Origin of the sequence: Sporosarcina koreensis (assembly GCF_000826145.2) — a bacterium.
Classification (GTDB): domain Bacteria; phylum Bacillota; class Bacilli; order Bacillales_A; family Planococcaceae; genus Sporosarcina; species Sporosarcina trichiuri.
The window spans coordinates 703831-721446 of record NZ_LN651337.1 but is presented as its reverse complement, the minus strand read 5'-3'; the positions used below and the strand labels follow the sequence as shown (position 1 = coordinate 721446).

The window sequence follows — 17616 nt, the reverse complement described above, 5'->3', positions numbered from 1 at the left end:
CCTGTGCTTACCATTGACTTCATGGACGAAACAGACGGAGCCGCTGCCGGTGCCGCGGAATTGATCGAGCGGCTGCTCGCGTTCGCTGCAGATAAGGAAGCGGTAGCGTCCGGCACTGAATTGTCGGTAACCTTTCTGGACGATGAGTCCATCCGGGACATTAACCGGGAATACCGCGGGAAAGACACACCGACTGACGTCATTTCGTTCGCCCTGGAAGAAGAAGGCGAAGGGGAGACGGCGATTGTCGGTGCAGCGGACATGCAGCGCCATCTCGGCGATCTCCTTATCTCCGTCGAAACCGCAAAACGGCAGGCAGAGGAATACGGCCACAGTCTGGAGCGTGAACTTGGGTTCCTCGCACTGCATGGATTCCTCCACCTGCTTGGCTATGATCATATGACAGAGACCGATGAAAAGAAGATGTTCGGCCGGCAGGATGAGATCCTGCAAGAATACGGTCTCGGACGGTAATATAGCTATGAAGAAGTACCTCATGGCGTTTACGTACGCATGGATGGGCATCTGGCATGGTGTCCTGTATGAACGAAATGTCAAATCCCATCTGGCTGCAGCGGCTGCTGTCCTGGCTGCCGGCTTATGGACGGGCCTGAGCCGGACGGAGTGGATCATCATCGTCATCGTCATCGGACTGATGATAGCACTGGAGCTGATGAATGCAGCCGTCGAGCGGACTGTGGATCTTGTGACTGGTGAATGGCATCCGCTTGCGAAGCAGGCCAAGGATCTGGCTGCCGGTGCTGTCCTTGTTTTCGCGATAGCAAGCGCTGTCACAGGCGCAATCATATTTTTGCCGAAATGGTTTGATTAAGCGGCTTAATTACTAGATTGGAGTGGGATTTTTGGATAAACAGAAACTGATAGATCATGCGATACACGCTATGGAGAACGCCTATGTGCCGTACTCGAAATTCCCAGTGGGTGCAGCACTCCTGACTGCGGATGGTGACATCATAGAAGGCTGCAACATCGAGAATTCAGCATACAGCATGGCGAATTGTGCCGAACGGACCGCTTTCTTTAAAGCGATCTCGGAGGGAACCCGGTCGTTTGCTGCATTGGCCGTTACTGGGAATACGGAAGGCCCCATCTCACCCTGCGGTGCATGCCGACAGGTCATTGCAGAGTTCTGCCCGAGCGACATGCCGGTCTTCCTGACCAACACGACAGGAAGCATCCTGGAAACGACGGTTGGCGGGCTCCTTCCCGGAGCGTTCAGCAAGGAGGATCTCGACTATGGAGCACAATGATTTCAAGTCAGGCTTTGTCTCCATCATCGGCCGGCCGAACGTCGGAAAATCGACATTCATGAACCGGGTTGTCGGACAGAAGATCGCCATCATGAGTGATAAGCCGCAGACAACACGCAACAAAGTGCAGGGTGTCGTCACAAACGAAAACTCGCAGATGGTGTTCATCGATACACCGGGCATCCATAAGCCGAAACATAAGCTCGGCGACTTCATGATGAAATCCGCCAAGAATACGCTGAAGGAAGTCGATGTCATTCTTTTCATGGTCAATGCCAACGAGAAAATCGGACCTGGCGACAGATTTGTCATGGAAATGCTGCAGGGGACGGAGACACCTGTATTTCTCGTCATTAACAAAATCGACCTAGTGCATCCTGATGATCTGCTTGGCATCATCACCTCATATACCGAGGAATATGACTTTGCGGAGATCGTGCCGCTGTCCGCCCTGAATGGCAACAACGTGGAACGACTGATGGAGACGCTGCTGACCTATCTTCCGGAAGGACCGAAGTATTATCCTGATGACCAGGTGACCGATCATCCCGAACGCTTCATCGTCTCGGAACTGATCCGTGAAAAGGTGCTTCACCTGACGCGCGAGGAAGTACCCCACTCGATTGCAGTTGTTATCGACAAAATCTCGCGGGAGTCCGACAGGGACCTGGTCAATGTCATGGCCACCATCATCGTCGAGCGGGATTCCCAGAAGGGGATTGTCATCGGTAAGCAGGGCGCCCTGCTGAAACAGATCGGTTCGAAGGCCCGTCGTGATATCGAAATGCTACTTGGTTCGAAGGTCTATCTGGAACTCTGGGTGAAAGTGCAGAAAGACTGGCGCAATAAGCCCGGGCAACTGAAGGAGTTCGGATTCAGGGAAGACGAATACTGACCGTTCTGCAATTGAGTGGAGGCGAACGTCATGATGAACAAATGGGAAGGGATCGTGCTTCGTACAATCCCATATGGCGAGACGAATAAGATTGTCACCATACTAACGAAGGAAGCGGGCAAGCTGACAGCGATGGCCCGCGGCGCAAAGAAACCGGCGAGCCGGCTTTCTTCCGTTACGCAGGTGTTCGTCCATGCATCCTTCCTGCTGCGGACCGGGAAAGGGATGGGCGCGCTGGAACAGGGGGAGACGATCGATTCCATGCGGCACATCCGTGAAGACCTGGAAGCGACTGCGTATGCCAGTTATATTGTCGAATTGACTGATAAGCTGACAGAAGACGGAAGCCGCCTGTCAGGTGTCTTCGATTTGCTCTACGACTCCCTGCATGCGATCGATGAAGGGTATGATCCTGAAGCTGTTGCACTGTTCGCTGAGTGGAAGATGCTGCCGGTCGCCGGAATATACCCTGTACTCCACCAATGCGCCTCCTGTGGTGCCACGGAAGGTGAATTTGCGTTCTCCTTCCAGGAGATCGGTTTCCTCTGCCACCGCTGCTTCCACAGGGATCCCTATATCGTCCGGATCACACCCGCACAGCTGAAACTGATCCGCACATTCGCCGCCGTGCCGATTTCCCAAGTGGGCTCGCTGATACTGAAGAAGACGACCAAGCAGTTCATGAAGAAATTGGTCCGCCAGATCTATGATGAGCAAGTCGGGCTGCGGCTCAAGTCACGTACCTTCCTCGACCAGATGGACAGGACTCCTGCACTGACACGGAAAACTGAAAAACCGGAGGAACCAGATGAGTGATCTGGTTTCTCCGGTTTTTTCACGGCTGTCAGAATGTGATGCGTTCTTCGATGTATTGCTGCAATTCACTGATCGGCATCCGGACCTGATCCATCGAGTCCCGATGGCGGACGGTCACTTGACGGTCCTCTTCGGAATCGAAATCATAGGTGATGCAGAAAGGCGTGCCGATTTCGTCCTGGCGGCGGTACCGCTTTCCGATCGACTGGGAATCGTCATATTGGACGGCAAAATGTTTCCGCAGCCCGGCGAACACTTCCTCCGCGCCGGCAGACAGTTTCTTGGACAGCGGCAGCACGGCAGCCTTGACCGGCGCGAGTGCTGGATGGAAGCGCATGACAGTCCGCTTGTCATCCCCTTCGAGATCCTCTTCGTCGAATGCGTCACAGAGGAAGGCGAGCGTGACACGGTCGGCCCCGACGGAAGGTTCGATACAGTAGGGTACGAATTTTTCGTTCGTCACAGGATCCTGGTAATGGAAATCCTCATTGGAGAATTCCATATGACGCTTCAGATCGAAGTCTGTCCGATTGGCGATTCCCCAAAGTTCGCCCCAGCCGAACGGGAACTTGAACTCGATATCAACTGTGCCTTTTGAGTAGTGGGACAGCTCATCCTGATTATGTTCACGCAGGCGGATGTTATCTTCTGTGAGCCCGAGAGCGAGCAGCCAGTTCTTGGATGCTTCCCGCCAGTATGCGTACCAGTCTTCGTCTTCACCCGGTTTGCAGAAGAACTCGAGTTCCATCTGTTCGAATTCCCGTGTGCGGAACGTGAAGTTACCGGGAGTGATCTCGTTCCGGAAACTTTTCCCGATTTGCGCGATGCCGAATGGAAGCTTCTTTCTCATGGAACGCTGGACATTTTTGAAGTTCACGAAAATCCCCTGTGCCGTTTCCGGACGGAGGAAGATTTCGTTGGCGGACGAGTCCGTCACCCCCTGTGTCGTCTTGAACATCAGGTTGAACTGGCGGATGTCCGTATAGTCGAGTGCTCCGCATGACGGACAGACGATATCATGCTCGACGATCAGTTCTTTCATCTTTTCGAATGGCATGCCGTCGACGACGACCTCCATTCCTTTTGCTTCGAGAGCGTCTTCGATCAGCTTATCCGCCCGGTGGCGTGTCTTACACTTCTTGCAGTCGATCATCGGGTCGTTGAAATTGCCGATATGGCCGGATGCTTCCCAGACTTTCGGATTCATGAGGATTGCTGCGTCCAAGCCGACATTGTACGGGGACTCCTGGACGAATTTCTTCCACCAGGCCTGTTTGATATTGTTTTTCAATTCGATGCCGAGCGGCCCGTAATCCCACGTATTTGCAAGTCCTCCGTAGATTTCCGAGCCCGGAAATACGAATCCCCGCTGTTTTGAGACGTTGACGATCTGCTCCATTGTGTACATAAGAATCCCTCCAATTAAAATAAGCACCCGTCCCCGGACATATACTGTCCGAGGACGGGTGCGACATGCCCCGCGGTTCCACCTCGATTGGCTGTGAGTCACAGCCCGCTTTCCAAATTGCAATGGCTCCAGGCTGCCGTTTCATGTCCGCTGCGGGCTTGCACCATCCCCGCTCGCTGTCTTCGTGACACTAGTTATAGGCCCTTCTTCGCCTTTTATTCAGCTGGATACAGTTTAGCACGGTTCTTCATTCTTCGCAATAGAACATGATTTGTTATATACTAGAGGGAGATTTGTTGAATTGAACGCTTAGGACGGTGACATAGATGGAACTCAATAAGCGCCAGACGGAGATCGTTGCCATCGTCAAGGCGGATGGCCCGATAACCGGGGAGCATATCGCAGACCGGCTGCATCTGACACGTGCTACAATCCGTCCGGACCTGGCCATCCTGACAATGGCCGGATACTTGGATGCCCGGCCCCGTGTCGGCTACTTCTATTCGGGGAAAAAGCAGGCGGCATCTGTCGGCGACGAGATGATCGGCATGAAGGTCGGTGATTTCCAATCCACACCCGCAGTCGTCACGGAGCAGGATTCCGTGTATGATGCCATCTGTCAGATGTTCCTGCAGGATGTGGGGACATTGTTCGTCGTTGACGGGAATTCCTGTCTGACAGGTGTCCTTTCACGCAAAGACCTGCTTCGGACAAGTATAGGGAATACCGAACTTGAAAAGATGCCGGTGCATGTCATGATGACACGCATGCCGAATATCATCTACTGCCATAAGCAGGATACACTCCTGTCCGCGGCTCGGAAGATGATAGATAAGCAGATAGATTCCCTGCCCGTCATCAGTTCCGCGTCCGTTGGGCTGGAAGTTGTCGGGCGGATTACGAAGACAAACATTACGGCTGCTTTTCTGACACTCGCACAAGACCATGAGCTATGAGGTGACCCATTCTATGAACAAACTCAAATTCTTCATCGTATCGGATTCTGTCGGTGAAACTGCGGAACTCGTCGCAAAGGCAGCGGCCAGTCAGTTCCGGCAGGACTTGGAGACGGTATCGATGACCCGTTTCTCACATATCGAAGAGGAGAGCCAGCTGAAGGAGATCGCCTGGCTCGCCCAGCAGCAGCATGCGATCATCATCTATACACTTGTCAGAAGCAGCATGCGTGAATCGCTGGTCCGTCTTTGCGGCACGCACAGTATCCAGTGTGTCGATCTGCTCGGTCCGATCCTGCATTCCATCGAGCATTTGACAAGAGAACAGCCGATCGAGGAGCCGGGCCTGGTCCGCCAGCTGGACGACGATTATTTCAAGAAAATCGAGGCGATCGAGTTTGCGGTGAAGTATGATGACGGCCGGGACCCGCGGGGGGTTTTGAATGCGGATATCGTATTGGTCGGAATCTCGAGGACATCCAAAACACCGCTGTCCCAGTACTTGGCGCATCAGCGTTTCAAAGTGGCGAATGTCCCCCTCGTCCCTGAAGTCGAGCCGCCCTCTGAGCTGTACAGTATTGACCCGGGCAAGTGCTTCGGGCTCGTGATTTCCCCGGAAGTCCTGAATTCGATACGGAAAGAGCGGCTGATCGCACTCGGCCTGAAAGATGATGCGAACTACGCCAAAATCGACAGGATCGAGCAGGAGATTGCCCATTTCTATAAAGTGGCGGACAAAATCGGCTGTACCGTCATCGATGTTTCCAACAGGGCAGTCGAGGAGACCGCCAATGTAATCATCGCGCAGCTGAATAACAGGAAATTCGAACAGATTCGGAAGGACCTCCAATGATTGGAACGGTCCCTCTTTTTTCGTTTTGGACTTCCTGAAGCGGGAAAACTATTTTGTATTGGTATTGTTCTGCAGAATGGTGTAAACTAGAAATTTCCGTATAAAATAAAAAATTGTCGAATTAAGAAGGGTTTTTCGGCACGATATCGAATTAAAGACTGTGAGATGGTGAGCATATGTCTAAAATACCTGAACAGACAATAGAGGAAATCAGGTCCAAGACGGACATTGTCGATCTGATCGGCGAACATGTCCGCCTTACGAAGCGGGGAAAGAATTGGTTCGGACTCTGTCCGTTCCACGGTGAGAGCACGCCGTCTTTCTCGGTCTCGGAGGACAAACAGCTTTTTCACTGTTTCGGCTGCGGAGCGAGCGGCAATGCAATAACATTCATCATGGATATTGACGGACTCCCTTTTACGGAAGCGGTCGTCCAGCTCGCTCAGCGGCTGGACATCCCGATCGATGCATCCGTGGAGATGGGGAACCGCTCTGAAAAGAATACGGTCCACAAACAAATGTATGAAGCCCATGAGTTCGCGGCAAACTTCTATAACCATCTGCTTTTGAATACGGTTGAAGGTGAAAAAGCATACGAATATTTGCTGGAAAGAGGGTTTACGAGGGAAACTATCGAAAAGTACAGCATCGGCTTTGCCCTGGACGACTGGGAAGCGCTGACTTCACTGCTGGCACGTCAGGGATTCGATCCGGAAGAGATGGTCGCTTCAGGGCTTATCATACAGAGGGAGGACGGCACAGGCTGTTTTGACCGGTTCAGGGGGCGGGTGATGTTTCCGCTGCACGATGACAATGGCCGGATTGTCGGTTTTTCCGGCCGCGTCCTCGTCAAAAATGATAAGGAAGCGAAATACCTGAACAGCCCGGAGACACCGATTTTCCAGAAAAGCCGTCTGCTCTATAATTTTCACAGGGCGCGAGTCAATGCACGTAAAACGGGTAATGTCATAGTATTCGAAGGTTTCATGGACACGCTGTCGGCGGATCGGAATGGGATCGGAAACACGGTGGCGGTAATGGGGACGTCACTGTCCGACCATCAGCTTATCAAGCTGAAGCGGATCACCAGCGACCTGATCATATGCTGTGACGGGGACAGCCCTGGCTGGGAAGCCGCGAAACGTTTTGCCGACCTTTCCATGCAGAAGGGATTCAATGTAAGGGTAGCCCTGCTGCCGGGAAAGATGGATCCCGACGATTATATTTCCGAGTACGGCATCGAAGCCTTCGAAGATAAGATCATCGGCAATCCGCATACGTATATGTCATTCATACTGGCTTATTCAAAACGGTCCAAAAACCTGTCACAGGAAAATGACATTCTCCAATATATCCACGAAGTCATGGAACAATTGGCGGCTGTCCTGACACCTGTCGAAAAGGATATCATGCTGCGGCAGCTGTCTGCAGAGACGAACGTCTCGGCGGACGCACTTGCACAGGCATTTGCAAAAGCCGCCGGAAAAGCTGCCAAACATACACAGAGCAGCACAGCTGCAGTCCAGGCGCCTCCTCCGGTCCAGCAGCCTTCCAAGAAGACGCTGTCTGCAACGGAACGGGCGGAACGGCTGCTGTTCGGACACATCGTGAACGATGGTTCCCTGTTCGATACGGTACGGCAGCATGATAATGTCTTCATCCATGACGAGTATGCAACGCTTTACATCCGCCTCGCAGGATTTTATGAACAGTACGGCAGTCCGGACTTCCACCGTTTCTCTGAAATGATCGAGGAACGGGAACTGCGCCGTCTGGTCCTGGAAGCTGCATCGGCGGACCGTGACCCCGAGCATGCCGAACAGGAAGTGGAAGATTGTGTGAAACACCTTAAGAAATACAGGATCCAGCAGCTGATCGAACAGAAAATGCACGAATCGAAAGACGCGGAAAAAATGAACGATCATCCAGCAGCTCTTGAGCTTGCGCGCGAGATCATACAGCTCCGGAAATCATTATCGGCAATGTAAGCCGACCGGCGTACTAAGGAGGAACAGGTTATTATGGCAAAAAAAGAGGAACTGACTGGCGAGACTGAAACTACATTGGAGGATGCCAAAGCGGCCCTGCTCGACAGCGGCAAGAAAAGCGGAGAGCTTTCTCTGGAAGAGGTTACAGAGAAACTTGCAGCCTTTGAAATGGAACCCGACCAGTTTGAGGAGTTTCTCGATCAGATCGAGGCAGCCGGCATCGAGATGGAAGGCAAAGAGGACAGCGCGGAAGATGCACCTGATAAGCCGGCTGCCGATGAGGAACGGTTCGATCTGAACGATCTCAGTGTTCCGCCGGGTGTGAAGATCAATGATCCTGTCCGTATGTATCTGAAAGAGATCGGCCGTGTCGACCTGCTTACCGGTAAAGAGGAAGTCGAATTGGCGAAGCGGATCATCGCTGGCGATGAGGAAGCGAAGAAAAGGCTTGCGGAAGCGAACTTGCGGTTGGTCGTCAGTATCGCAAAGCGCTATGTGGGCCGCGGAATGCTGTTCCTCGACCTCATCCAGGAAGGTAACATGGGGCTTATCAAAGCTGTTGAAAAGTTCGACCATACGAAAGGGTTCAAGTTCAGTACGTATGCGACTTGGTGGATCCGCCAGGCCATCACCCGTGCGATCGCGGACCAGGCGCGTACGATCCGGATTCCTGTCCATATGGTGGAAACCATCAACAAGCTGATCCGTGTCCAGCGCCAGCTGCTGCAGGATCTCGGCCGGGAACCATCGCCTGAGGAGATCGGCGAGGAAATGGAACTCACACCTGAGAAAGTGCGTGAGATCCTGAAGATTGCGCAAGAGCCCGTCTCTCTCGAAACACCGATCGGGGAAGAGGATGATTCCCATCTTGGTGATTTCATCGAGGATTCGGAAGCGCAGTCCCCGTCTGACCATGCAGCCTATGAACTGCTGAAGGAACAGCTGGAAGATGTGCTCGATACGCTGACCGACCGGGAAGAGAACGTCCTGCGTCTCCGCTTCGGACTGGATGACGGCAGAACAAGGACACTCGAGGAAGTCGGGAAAGTATTCGGCGTCACCCGGGAACGGATCCGGCAGATCGAAGCGAAAGCACTCAGAAAGCTGCGCCACCCATCCCGCAGCAAGCGTTTGAAAGACTTCCTGGAATGATTGCCGAGGTGCCGGACAAGCTGCCGGCGCCTTTTTTGAAAGAGAAGGAGAACGGTTATGAACCCACAGCGCAAGCGGATCATCATTTCTGAAATACAGTATTGGAAGAAAAACCGACTCCTTCCCGAGCATTATTGTGATTTTCTGATCACGCTGTACGCCCAGGGTGAATCGGAAGGACAGGAAGAGATGAAGGCAGAGACGTCCGTTCTTGAGAAAGAACGGTCTCCCGTTTCCGGCAGACTGATTCTGCTTCTCCTGGCAGCCGGCGGGCTCGGAGCAGTACTGTTTTTCGTCAAAAGTCATCCGCTGGCAGCAATCGCAGCCACTTGTCTGTTCACGGCGATGCTGCTAGTCCGGCTGATGACCAGCAAGGCAGTCAGGAATTCCCTGCTGCCATTTACCTACATAATTGCGGCGTTTCTTATTCTCGGACTCTCACTGAAAGTATGGTTTTCATATTTTGAGGGGGAGACCATGCTGCTTCTCGGTCTGCTGATGCTCAACAGTATCCTTTGGCTGTTTGCGGGCCGGCTTCTGAAACTGATGTATTTCACGATTTCCGGTTCAGCCGGACTTTTAATGATTATCGGATTCCTGCTCATGACCTATTGAGCAGGGATTCTTTTTTCTGTTAACCTATCCGTAAATTCGGTATAATGAATCATGTAAGCGTTCACAAAGGGGGAATGAGAGATGGATTTTAACTTAACTGAAGAACAGCAGATGATACAGAAGACGATCCGGGAATTCGCCAGTGAGGAAGTCGCTCCCGGCGCGATTGAACGGGACCGTACAAATGAGTTTCCGAAAGAGATTTTCCGCAAACTTTCAGACATGGGGATGATGGGCCTGCCGTTTTCGGAGGAGTATGGGGGCGCCGGTGCGGATACGACCAGTTTTGCAATTGTCACGGAAGAGCTGAGCCGTGCCTGTGCTTCGACAGGGATTACATACTCCGCACATATTTCACTTGGCGGTGCGCCGCTCAATCTGTTCGGGACGGAAGAGCAGAAGCAGAAATATCTGCGCCCGATCTGCGAAGGGACATCGTTCGGCGCGTTCGGTCTGACAGAACCGAATGCCGGCTCGGATGCCGGAGGCACACAGACAACTGCCGTGCTGGAAGACGGCACCTTCACGATCAATGGGTCGAAGGTGTACATCACCAACGCCAGCTATGCAAAGAATCTGGCATTGACCGCAATTACAGGGAAGGATGAGTCAGGCGGCAAAGAGATCAGCGCCATCATCGTACCGACGGATGCGGACGGGTTCACAATCATCGACAATTATGAAAAGATGGGGCTTCACGCATCCAATACGACGGAGCTCGTACTGGATAATGTCCGGGTGGCGGAAGAAAACCTGCTCGGCAAGAGAGGGAACGGTTTCCGTCAGTTCCTTGTCACATTGGACGGCGGCAGGATCGGAATCGGAGCGATGGCTGTCGGAATCGCCCAGGCAGCTTATGACAGGGCCCTCCGCTATTCAAAAGAACGGAAACAGTTCGGTAAGACGCTGTCCGAATTCCAGGCGACGCAGTTCAAGCTCGCAGACATGGCGCTGAAGATCGAGCTCGCACGCACAATGGTGTACAAAGCCGCCTGGCTGAAAGACCAGGGCAGGCCGTTCACAAAAGAAGCGGCGATGTGTAAACTGTATGCGTCCGAAATTGCGATGGAAGTCGCCGATCAGGCGATCCAGATTCATGGCGGCTATGGCTATATGCGGGAGTACGAAGTCGAGCGCTATATGCGGGACGCCAAGCTGCTTGAAATCGGGGAGGGAACTTCCGAAGTCCAGCGTATGGTGATCGCCCGGCAGATCGGCTGCTGAAAATCTTCACAAAGTATGGCGAAATTGTCACAAAATCGAAAAGTAGAATGATAAGTCTTTCGGTTTCGCCGCGAATACAGTACAATGAATGTGTGCACTATATACTACAGAATTGTTTCTGGTGAAGGAGGTTAGTTCGTTGGGTAAAAATCCTGTTGTTCCTTATATTCTGATTTTCGCGCTTGGAATCGGACTCATTTTCTTCATGTCCTTGTACGGGATTCCGCAGCAGAAGGAAATTGCCGGTTCGGATGATGAAGCAACTGAAGAAGGTACGAAAGACGAAGGCGCAGATTCCGGTGATTTCGATCCGGAAGCGGTCGCTCAGCAGAAATGTATTACATGTCATGGTGAAAACCTCGAAGGTAACATTGGGCCGAGCCTGCACGGTGAAGGCAAAGATGCCGATGAGCTCCATGAAATCATCAAGAATGGTAAAGGCGGCATGCCGGGTGGACTTATCGAAGATGCTCACATCGACGACATGGTCGACTACATTCTCTCTTTGAAATAATCCATGTGAAAAGCGACCGGGGGTATCCATACTTCCCGGTCGCTTTTTTGTGCGGTACTGCGTGCAACCGCTGTCCATTTCCGATATGATGGGGAGTAGGAATCAGCGTCATGTGCAGATGACGAAAGGTGGAACACTATTTATGAATGCAAAAAGATTATCCGAACGGCTGGCGTGTGTCGCATCGTTTGTTAAGCCGGGGTCGGTGCTGGCCGACATTGGCAGCGACCATGCGTACCTGCCCTGCTGGCTCATACAGAACAGCCGGATCGATAAAGCGGTCGCCGGTGAAGTCGTGCGGGGGCCGTACGAATCGGCAAAACGGAACGTCGCAAAAGAAGGTCTGGGTGACCGGATCACCGTCCGTCTTGCAGACGGTCTCCAGGCGATCATGCCGGAAGACGGAGTGGATACAGTAACGATTGCAGGGATGGGTGGAACACTGATCGCTTCCATTCTGGAGGCGGGAGCCGGCCGGCTGGCGGACGTGAACCGGCTGATCCTGCAGCCGAACGTCCATGCCAAGGCGATCCGGGAATGGGGCGCTGCGAACGGTTGGCGGCTTATCGGCGAAGCGATCCTGAAAGAGGACCGCAAGCTGTATGAAGTGCTTGCCATGGAACGCGGACATGCAGCATACTCGCCGGAAGAAATGCTCATGGGTCCGTTCCTCATGAACGAACGGACAGAGCCGTTCCTCGAGAAATGGCAGGGGGAAGCAGCAGAAATCTCCCGCGTCCTGGATCGGCTCTCTTCGTCCGCACAAAGTCCGGAAGCTTCGGAAAAGCACCGGCAGCTGAGTGAAACAAAAGAATTGATCGAAAGGGTGCTGACAGATTGAAGAAGGTCAACGGTCATGAAATCATACAATTGTTCGAGTCATGGTCACCTAGAAGGCTTGCGATGGAAGGCGATCCCGTCGGTTTGCACATCGGCCGGCTGAACCGAAGGGTGGAAAAAGTGCTTGTGACACTGGACGTGAATGAGCAGGTTGTCGAAGAGGCGATCGGCAGGGGGGCGGCTTTGATACTCGCGCACCATCCGCCCCTATTCCGGCCGGCTAAGCATATCTGGACAGACACACCGCAAGGCCGGATGATCGAGCTGTGCCTGAAGAATGATATCTCGGTCTATACCGCCCATACGAACCTTGATATCGCAATCGGCGGCGTGAATGACCTGCTTGCACAGAAACTGGGACTCGCCGATCTGGAAATCCTGCAGAAGACGGAAGAGGGGACGGGCGAAGCAATGGGCCTCGGCCGAGTAGGGAAGCTGCCGGACAACATGACATTGAGGGAGTTTGCCGAGCATGTGAAGGAATGCCTGGATGTTCCGATGGTCCGCGTCGTTGGAGACACGGAGCGGACTGTGCGGAAAGTCGGCGTTCTCGGAGGAGATGGGAACAAGTATATCCATGCGGCGAAACGGGCAGGTTCTGACGTGCTCGTGACCGGAGATATGTATTACCATACAGCACAGGACGCTGAAGCCATCGATCTGTGCATCGTCGATCCCGGCCATAACGTCGAGAAAGTGATGATCCGCGGCGTTGCGGAAAAAATGACACGCCTCTGCGAAGCTGAAACGTACGATGTTGAATTCCTCGAGTCCCAAATCCGCACAGAACCCTTCACCTTCATCTGAGCGAATGCCGGCAGAAGACAAAGGAAAAGGCTGTTACTGACCGTCAGCGGACTGACGGGCCGGCAACAGCCTTTTTGGAGTTTAAACGTACGGTTCGATCCGTGTGACAGGCGTCGGTTTCTTGATTTTCGGAAGAAGACGGCTGAGTTCGAATTTCCGTTCCGCACTGTGCGTCGATGGGTCTTCAGGGTTGTACTTCGTGAGGAATTCAATAACTTCCCGGACAATCAGTGTCGGCGTGGAAGCACCTGCAGTCACAGCTACACGCTCGACGCCTTCGAGCCATTCCAGCTGGATTTCGGAAACGTCAGAGATCCTGTAGGAAGGGGTTCCGGCGATCTCGACCGACACTTGTGTCAGACGGTTTGAGTTGTTGCTTTTCGGATCCCCGACAACGATGAGCAGCTCGGCCTCGCCCGCCTGCTCTGCGACAGCTTCCTGCCGTACCTGGGTCGCCATGCAGATTTCCTTGTGCACTTCGATCTGGGGAAACTTCTCTTTCAGCAGCTCCATCATGTGGGCGACATCCCACTGGCTCATGGTCGTCTGGTTCGTGACCAGCAGCTTATCATTGTGCAGATCGAGGTTTTCGATGTCTGCCGTATTTTCAACTAAATGCACTTTCCCCGGAGCGACACCGAGGGCGCCTTCAGGTTCCGGGTGATGCGATTTGCCGATATAGATGATTTCATATCCGTCGGCTGTCTTCTCGCGGATCAGGTCATGTGTGACAGTGACATCCGGGCACGTCGCATCAATTGAAACAAGGCCCTTCTTTCTTGCCAGCTCCCGTACTTCGGGGGAGACGCCATGCGCGGTAAAAATGACTGTTCCTTTTTCCACCTGGCTCAGAATATCCAGCCGGTTGTTCCCTTCAAGTGTAATGATGCCGTCCTCTTCGAATGCATCGGTCACGTGCTTGTTATGGACAATCATGCCTAATATATAAATCGGTCTCGGCAGCGATTCGTCGAGTGCCGCATTCCTCGCGATAACCATTGCATCGACGACCCCGTAGCAGTAGCCCCTCGGGGAAATCTTCAATACTTCCATTTACGTTCACTCCTCTAAAGGGATCTACAGTCCATTATAGCGGAGTTGAGGGAAAGGTTCAAAGTCTTAGATCGGTGGCTGGAACACTTTTGGAACAGAAGGCCGCGGTCCGGCTGCAGCTGCCGTCCGGTTCACCGATGAGGCAGCACTTGCGGCACTTGCTGCAGCGCCCGTATCAGGCAGGGACTGGAACCCGCGATACAGCTTCCACATCGCCGGGATGTTCTGGATCATCGGTGCAAACTGCTGGACGATCGGGGCATACTGCTGGACTGTCGTGATGAGACGGTTGGCGGTCTCCATATACATCTCCGGTTTTGAAGATCCGCGGGCCTGCGGAGCATTTCCGGGCTGCTGGGGCGCTCCTCCCATCAGATGGTTCATGCTGAAAGGGGAAAACCCCTGAAATGCATTCTGCTGATCCGGCTGTCCTGGCTGGGACTGAGGCGTATATGGCTGGTGCTGCTGGATAGACTGCTGATAAGGCTGCGGACTTGCCTGTGCGTAGCGCTGCTGGTTCGCAAATGGATAAAACGACTGATATCTCATAACAGACTCCTTTCTGAAGCATACTGGCTTTATACGGTATCCTATGCGAAAAAACGAACAGACGTCACCATTTCATGCTACAATGAACGAATGATAGGAGGACATCGAACATGTCTAGATACACTGATTACCAATTCAAGCTATTCCTTCGCGACGCGATCGAATCACTCGGATTCACAAGTCCCACTCCCATACAGAAAGAGATGATCCCGCTGATCCTGAAAGGGACGAGCGCAATCGGACAGGCACATACAGGAACAGGGAAGTCGCATAGTTTCCTGATTCCGATTGCAGAGCGCATCATTCCAAATGAAGACCAGCTGCAGGCAGTGATCACCGCACCTACACGGGAACTTGCAATCCAGCTGTCCGACGAATTGAAGAAGCTCACGGAAAACTCCGGAATCCGCTCCCTTCTCCTGATCGGCGGGACGGATAAGAAACGATCCGCGGACAAGCTGAAATCCAATCCGCACATCGTGATCGGAACGCCGGGACGGATCCGGGATATGGCCGAGACGGGATCCCTCGCAATCCATACAGCCAGCATCCTGGTGATCGATGAGGCCGACCTCGCATTCGACATGGGGTTCATCGAAGATATCGATCAATTCGCTTCCAGAATGCCGAATGATCTGGAAATGTACGTCTTTTCTGCGACCATTCCTGAAAAACTGAAACCTTTCCTCGGGAAATACATGGATTCACCGATGCACGTCCAGCTCGATGCGAAAAAGCCGCTGACGGAAGGGATGCATTATTCACTCGTGCCCGTACGGGGGATGGACCGGAGGAAGAAACTTGTCCAGGTACTTGGAAGCATCAACCCATACCTTGCGATCATCTTCACCAATACGAAACAGAATGCGGACGAACTGGCATCCTACCTTTCGGGCCAGGGCATTAAGACCGGGAAACTGCACGGTGACCTGAATGCCCGGGAAAGAACACGGATGATGAAGCAGATCCGTGACCTGGAGTACCAATTCATCGTGGCGACCGATCTCGCAGCACGCGGAATCGACATCCCCGGGGTCAGCCATGTCATCAATTATGAGCTCCCCGAAGACCTTGAATTCTACATTCACCGTGTCGGCAGGACGGCACGTGCGGGCTTAGAAGGGATTGCCATCACACTCTACGACCCATCCGAAGACGATGCGATCGTCAAAATCGAGAAACTCGGCGTGCCGTTCGTCCATGAAGATGTGAAGAACGGTGAATGGGTGCAGCTGAAAGAACGCCATTCCAGGAAGAACCGCCCGAAAGAGCAGGATGAAATCGATAAGAAAGCCGCCGCGATGATCAAAAAACCAACAAAAGTGAAACCCGGCTATAAAAAGAAACGCGCTCAGGAAGTGGAACGGTTCAAAAAACGGCAAAGGAGACTGACGAAGAAAAAATGACAGAACAGCCAATTTTAATCGGATCGCATGTATCCATGAGTGGGAAAGAGATGCTGCTCGGTTCAAGCAAGGATGCAGCCGCTTTCGGATCCTCCACATTCATGATCTATACAGGAGCACCTCAGAATACGCGCCGGAAAGCCATCGATGAACTGAACATCGACGCAGGCCGTGCACATATGGAAGCGAACGGACTGTCCTCGATGGTCGTCCATGCCCCGTATATCATCAATATTGCAAACACTGTGAAACCGGAGACATTCCGGTTAGGTGTCGATTTCCTGCAGTCCGAGATCGAACGGACCGCAGCGCTCGGCGCGGATCAGATCGTTCTCCATCCAGGTGCCCATGTAGGGGAAGGGACGGACAAGGGGATCGCCAAGATCATCGAAGGGCTGGATGAGGTCCTATCGTCGGATTCAACTGTCAGGATTGCACTTGAAACGATGGCCGGCAAAGGAACGGAATGCGGCCGCAGTTTTGCAGAACTTGCCCGCATCATCGATGGCGTGAAAAATAACGAGCGCCTTTCAGTCTGCTTCGATACGTGCCACGTGCATGACGCGGGGTACGATATCGTCAATGACTTCGAAGGTGTGCTGGAAGAATTCGATCACTTCATCGGGCGGGACCGCATTTCTGTCATCCATGTGAATGACAGCAAAAATGTGCGCGGGGCGGGGAAGGACCGCCATGAGAATATCGGTTTTGGCCACATCGGATTCGAACCGCTCCATTACATCGTCCATCATCCTTCTTTCAAATCGGTTCCGAAGATCCTGGAAACGCCGTTCATCGGAGTGGATAAGAAGAATAAGACAGCGCCTTATAAAGAAGAGATCAGCATGCTGAGAAGCGGTGAGTTCACGACTGCGCACAGGGATGCTCTTCTCGGTGAAGCATCAGACGTATGAATTTCATCAGAACAGGAGGCCCATCCCGGCTGAGGGAGGGCCTCCTGTTCACTTTTTCATGTTCAGATAGTTTTCAAGGATCTGATGGGTGCGCTGTTCCCCGATGACATTAGACACTTTCGATACGAATGTCTCCGGGACGCCCGTCAGGATCCAATGCATCGATATTTCATCCAGCAGCGGCCGGAGCTGACGGATTTCTTCTACGGAGAAATCCAGTCCATAACTCCGGGACAGCTTGAACATGTCTTCATCCGACCGTTTCTTCATCTCCAGCAATAACTTTGTATAATCCAATATGCCACCCAACTTTCTTTTTATTTGTCAGCGAACGGCCAATCGTATATAATCAGAC

Annotated in this window: 20 protein-coding genes; 16 read left to right on the top strand and 4 right to left on the bottom strand. The window is 52.8% G+C overall.

All coding sequences use genetic code 11. The features are described 5' to 3' along the window. Positions 1 to 21 precede the first annotated feature (21 nt). Genes ybeY through recO form a run of 5 tightly spaced genes read left to right on the top strand, consistent with a single transcriptional unit; the run spans position 22 to position 2982 of the window. The gene (gene ybeY / locus BN1190_RS09305) at positions 22 to 474 is read left to right on the top strand and encodes an rRNA maturation RNase YbeY (RefSeq protein ID WP_040287253.1); all 453 of its coding nucleotides are present in this window, start codon (positions 22 to 24) and stop codon (positions 472 to 474) included. Between the two features lie 22 nt (positions 475 to 496). Beyond that, a complete protein-coding gene (locus BN1190_RS09300; protein ID WP_276327491.1) occupies positions 497 to 832 on the top strand; it encodes a diacylglycerol kinase family protein in 336 nt (111 codons plus the stop codon). A 31-nt stretch (positions 833 to 863) separates the two neighbouring features. Then, the gene (locus tag BN1190_RS09295; protein ID WP_040286641.1) at positions 864 to 1271 is read left to right on the top strand and encodes a cytidine deaminase; all 408 of its coding nucleotides are present in this window, start codon (positions 864 to 866) and stop codon (positions 1269 to 1271) included. Then, the gene (gene era, locus BN1190_RS09290) at positions 1258 to 2166 is read left to right on the top strand and encodes a GTPase Era (protein ID WP_040286640.1); all 909 of its coding nucleotides are present in this window, start codon (positions 1258 to 1260) and stop codon (positions 2164 to 2166) included. Before BN1190_RS09295 ends, era begins: the two co-directional genes overlap by 14 nt. Positions 2167 to 2196: 30 nt before the next feature. Beyond that, the gene (gene recO / locus BN1190_RS09285) at positions 2197 to 2982 is read left to right on the top strand and encodes a DNA repair protein RecO (RefSeq protein ID WP_040286639.1); all 786 of its coding nucleotides are present in this window, start codon (positions 2197 to 2199) and stop codon (positions 2980 to 2982) included. Positions 2983 to 3010: 28 nt separating this feature from the next. Here the strand turns inward: recO and BN1190_RS09280 are convergent, their stop codons facing one another. Beyond that, on the bottom strand, positions 3011 to 4390 hold the full coding sequence (locus BN1190_RS09280) for a glycine--tRNA ligase (RefSeq protein WP_040286638.1): 1380 nt from the start codon (positions 4388 to 4390) through the stop codon (positions 3011 to 3013). A 326-nt stretch (positions 4391 to 4716) separates the two neighbouring features. Here BN1190_RS09280 and BN1190_RS09275 point away from each other — a divergent pair, with 326 nt between their 5' ends. From BN1190_RS09275 to BN1190_RS09235, 9 genes are all read left to right on the top strand, one after another. Then, the gene (locus tag BN1190_RS09275) at positions 4717 to 5346 is read left to right on the top strand and encodes a helix-turn-helix transcriptional regulator (RefSeq protein WP_040286637.1); all 630 of its coding nucleotides are present in this window, start codon (positions 4717 to 4719) and stop codon (positions 5344 to 5346) included. A 13-nt stretch (positions 5347 to 5359) separates the two neighbouring features. Further along, a complete protein-coding gene (locus tag BN1190_RS09270; protein WP_040286636.1) occupies positions 5360 to 6199 on the top strand; it encodes a pyruvate, water dikinase regulatory protein in 840 nt (279 codons plus the stop codon). A 176-nt stretch (positions 6200 to 6375) separates the two neighbouring features. Further along, complete coding sequence (gene dnaG / locus BN1190_RS09265) at positions 6376 to 8187, top strand: DNA primase (RefSeq protein WP_040286635.1); 1812 nt, start codon at positions 6376 to 6378, stop codon at positions 8185 to 8187. 33 nt (positions 8188 to 8220) lie between these two features. Further along, on the top strand, positions 8221 to 9339 hold the full coding sequence (gene rpoD / locus BN1190_RS09260; protein WP_040286634.1) for an RNA polymerase sigma factor RpoD: 1119 nt from the start codon (positions 8221 to 8223) through the stop codon (positions 9337 to 9339). A 57-nt stretch (positions 9340 to 9396) separates the two neighbouring features. Next, the gene (locus BN1190_RS09255; protein WP_040286633.1) at positions 9397 to 9954 is read left to right on the top strand and encodes a hypothetical protein; all 558 of its coding nucleotides are present in this window, start codon (positions 9397 to 9399) and stop codon (positions 9952 to 9954) included. Positions 9955 to 10035: 81 nt separating this feature from the next. Then, positions 10036 to 11178, top strand: a complete 1143-nt coding sequence (locus BN1190_RS09250; protein ID WP_040286632.1) for an acyl-CoA dehydrogenase family protein — start codon at positions 10036 to 10038, stop codon at positions 11176 to 11178. Positions 11179 to 11317: 139 nt separating this feature from the next. After that, the gene (cccA, locus tag BN1190_RS09245; protein ID WP_040286631.1) at positions 11318 to 11692 is read left to right on the top strand and encodes a cytochrome c550; all 375 of its coding nucleotides are present in this window, start codon (positions 11318 to 11320) and stop codon (positions 11690 to 11692) included. Positions 11693 to 11834: 142 nt separating this feature from the next. Next, positions 11835 to 12533: a tRNA (adenine(22)-N(1))-methyltransferase gene (locus tag BN1190_RS09240; protein WP_040286630.1), complete on the top strand. Its 699-nt coding sequence runs from the start codon at positions 11835 to 11837 to the stop codon at positions 12531 to 12533. Further along, positions 12530 to 13339, top strand: coding sequence for a Nif3-like dinuclear metal center hexameric protein (locus BN1190_RS09235; protein ID WP_040286629.1), 810 nt, complete (start codon positions 12530 to 12532; stop codon positions 13337 to 13339). The genes BN1190_RS09240 and BN1190_RS09235 overlap by 4 nt, the downstream gene beginning before the upstream one ends. Positions 13340 to 13420: 81 nt before the next feature. Here BN1190_RS09235 and BN1190_RS09230 read toward each other — a convergent pair whose 3' ends face one another. Further along, a complete protein-coding gene (locus BN1190_RS09230; RefSeq protein ID WP_040286628.1) occupies positions 13421 to 14392 on the bottom strand; it encodes a 4-hydroxy-3-methylbut-2-enyl diphosphate reductase in 972 nt (323 codons plus the stop codon). A 66-nt stretch (positions 14393 to 14458) separates the two neighbouring features. Beyond that, positions 14459 to 14941: a VrrA/YqfQ family protein gene (gene vrrA, locus BN1190_RS09225; RefSeq protein WP_052461779.1), complete on the bottom strand. Its 483-nt coding sequence runs from the start codon at positions 14939 to 14941 to the stop codon at positions 14459 to 14461. A 110-nt stretch (positions 14942 to 15051) separates the two neighbouring features. Here vrrA and BN1190_RS09220 point away from each other — a divergent pair, with 110 nt between their 5' ends. Together BN1190_RS09220 and BN1190_RS09215 are read left to right on the top strand one after the other, a co-directional pair. Then, a complete protein-coding gene (locus BN1190_RS09220) occupies positions 15052 to 16347 on the top strand; it encodes a DEAD/DEAH box helicase (protein ID WP_040286627.1) in 1296 nt (431 codons plus the stop codon). Next, positions 16344 to 17261, top strand: coding sequence for a deoxyribonuclease IV (locus tag BN1190_RS09215; protein ID WP_179860770.1), 918 nt, complete (start codon positions 16344 to 16346; stop codon positions 17259 to 17261). Before BN1190_RS09220 ends, BN1190_RS09215 begins: the two co-directional genes overlap by 4 nt. A gap of 48 nt (positions 17262 to 17309) precedes the next feature. On the opposite strand, the gene BN1190_RS09210 is transcribed toward BN1190_RS09215, so the two are convergent. Further along, positions 17310 to 17558 (bottom strand): hypothetical protein, encoded by a 249-nt coding sequence (locus BN1190_RS09210; protein ID WP_040286626.1) that lies wholly within the window; start codon positions 17556 to 17558, stop codon positions 17310 to 17312. Positions 17559 to 17616 lie beyond the last annotated feature (58 nt).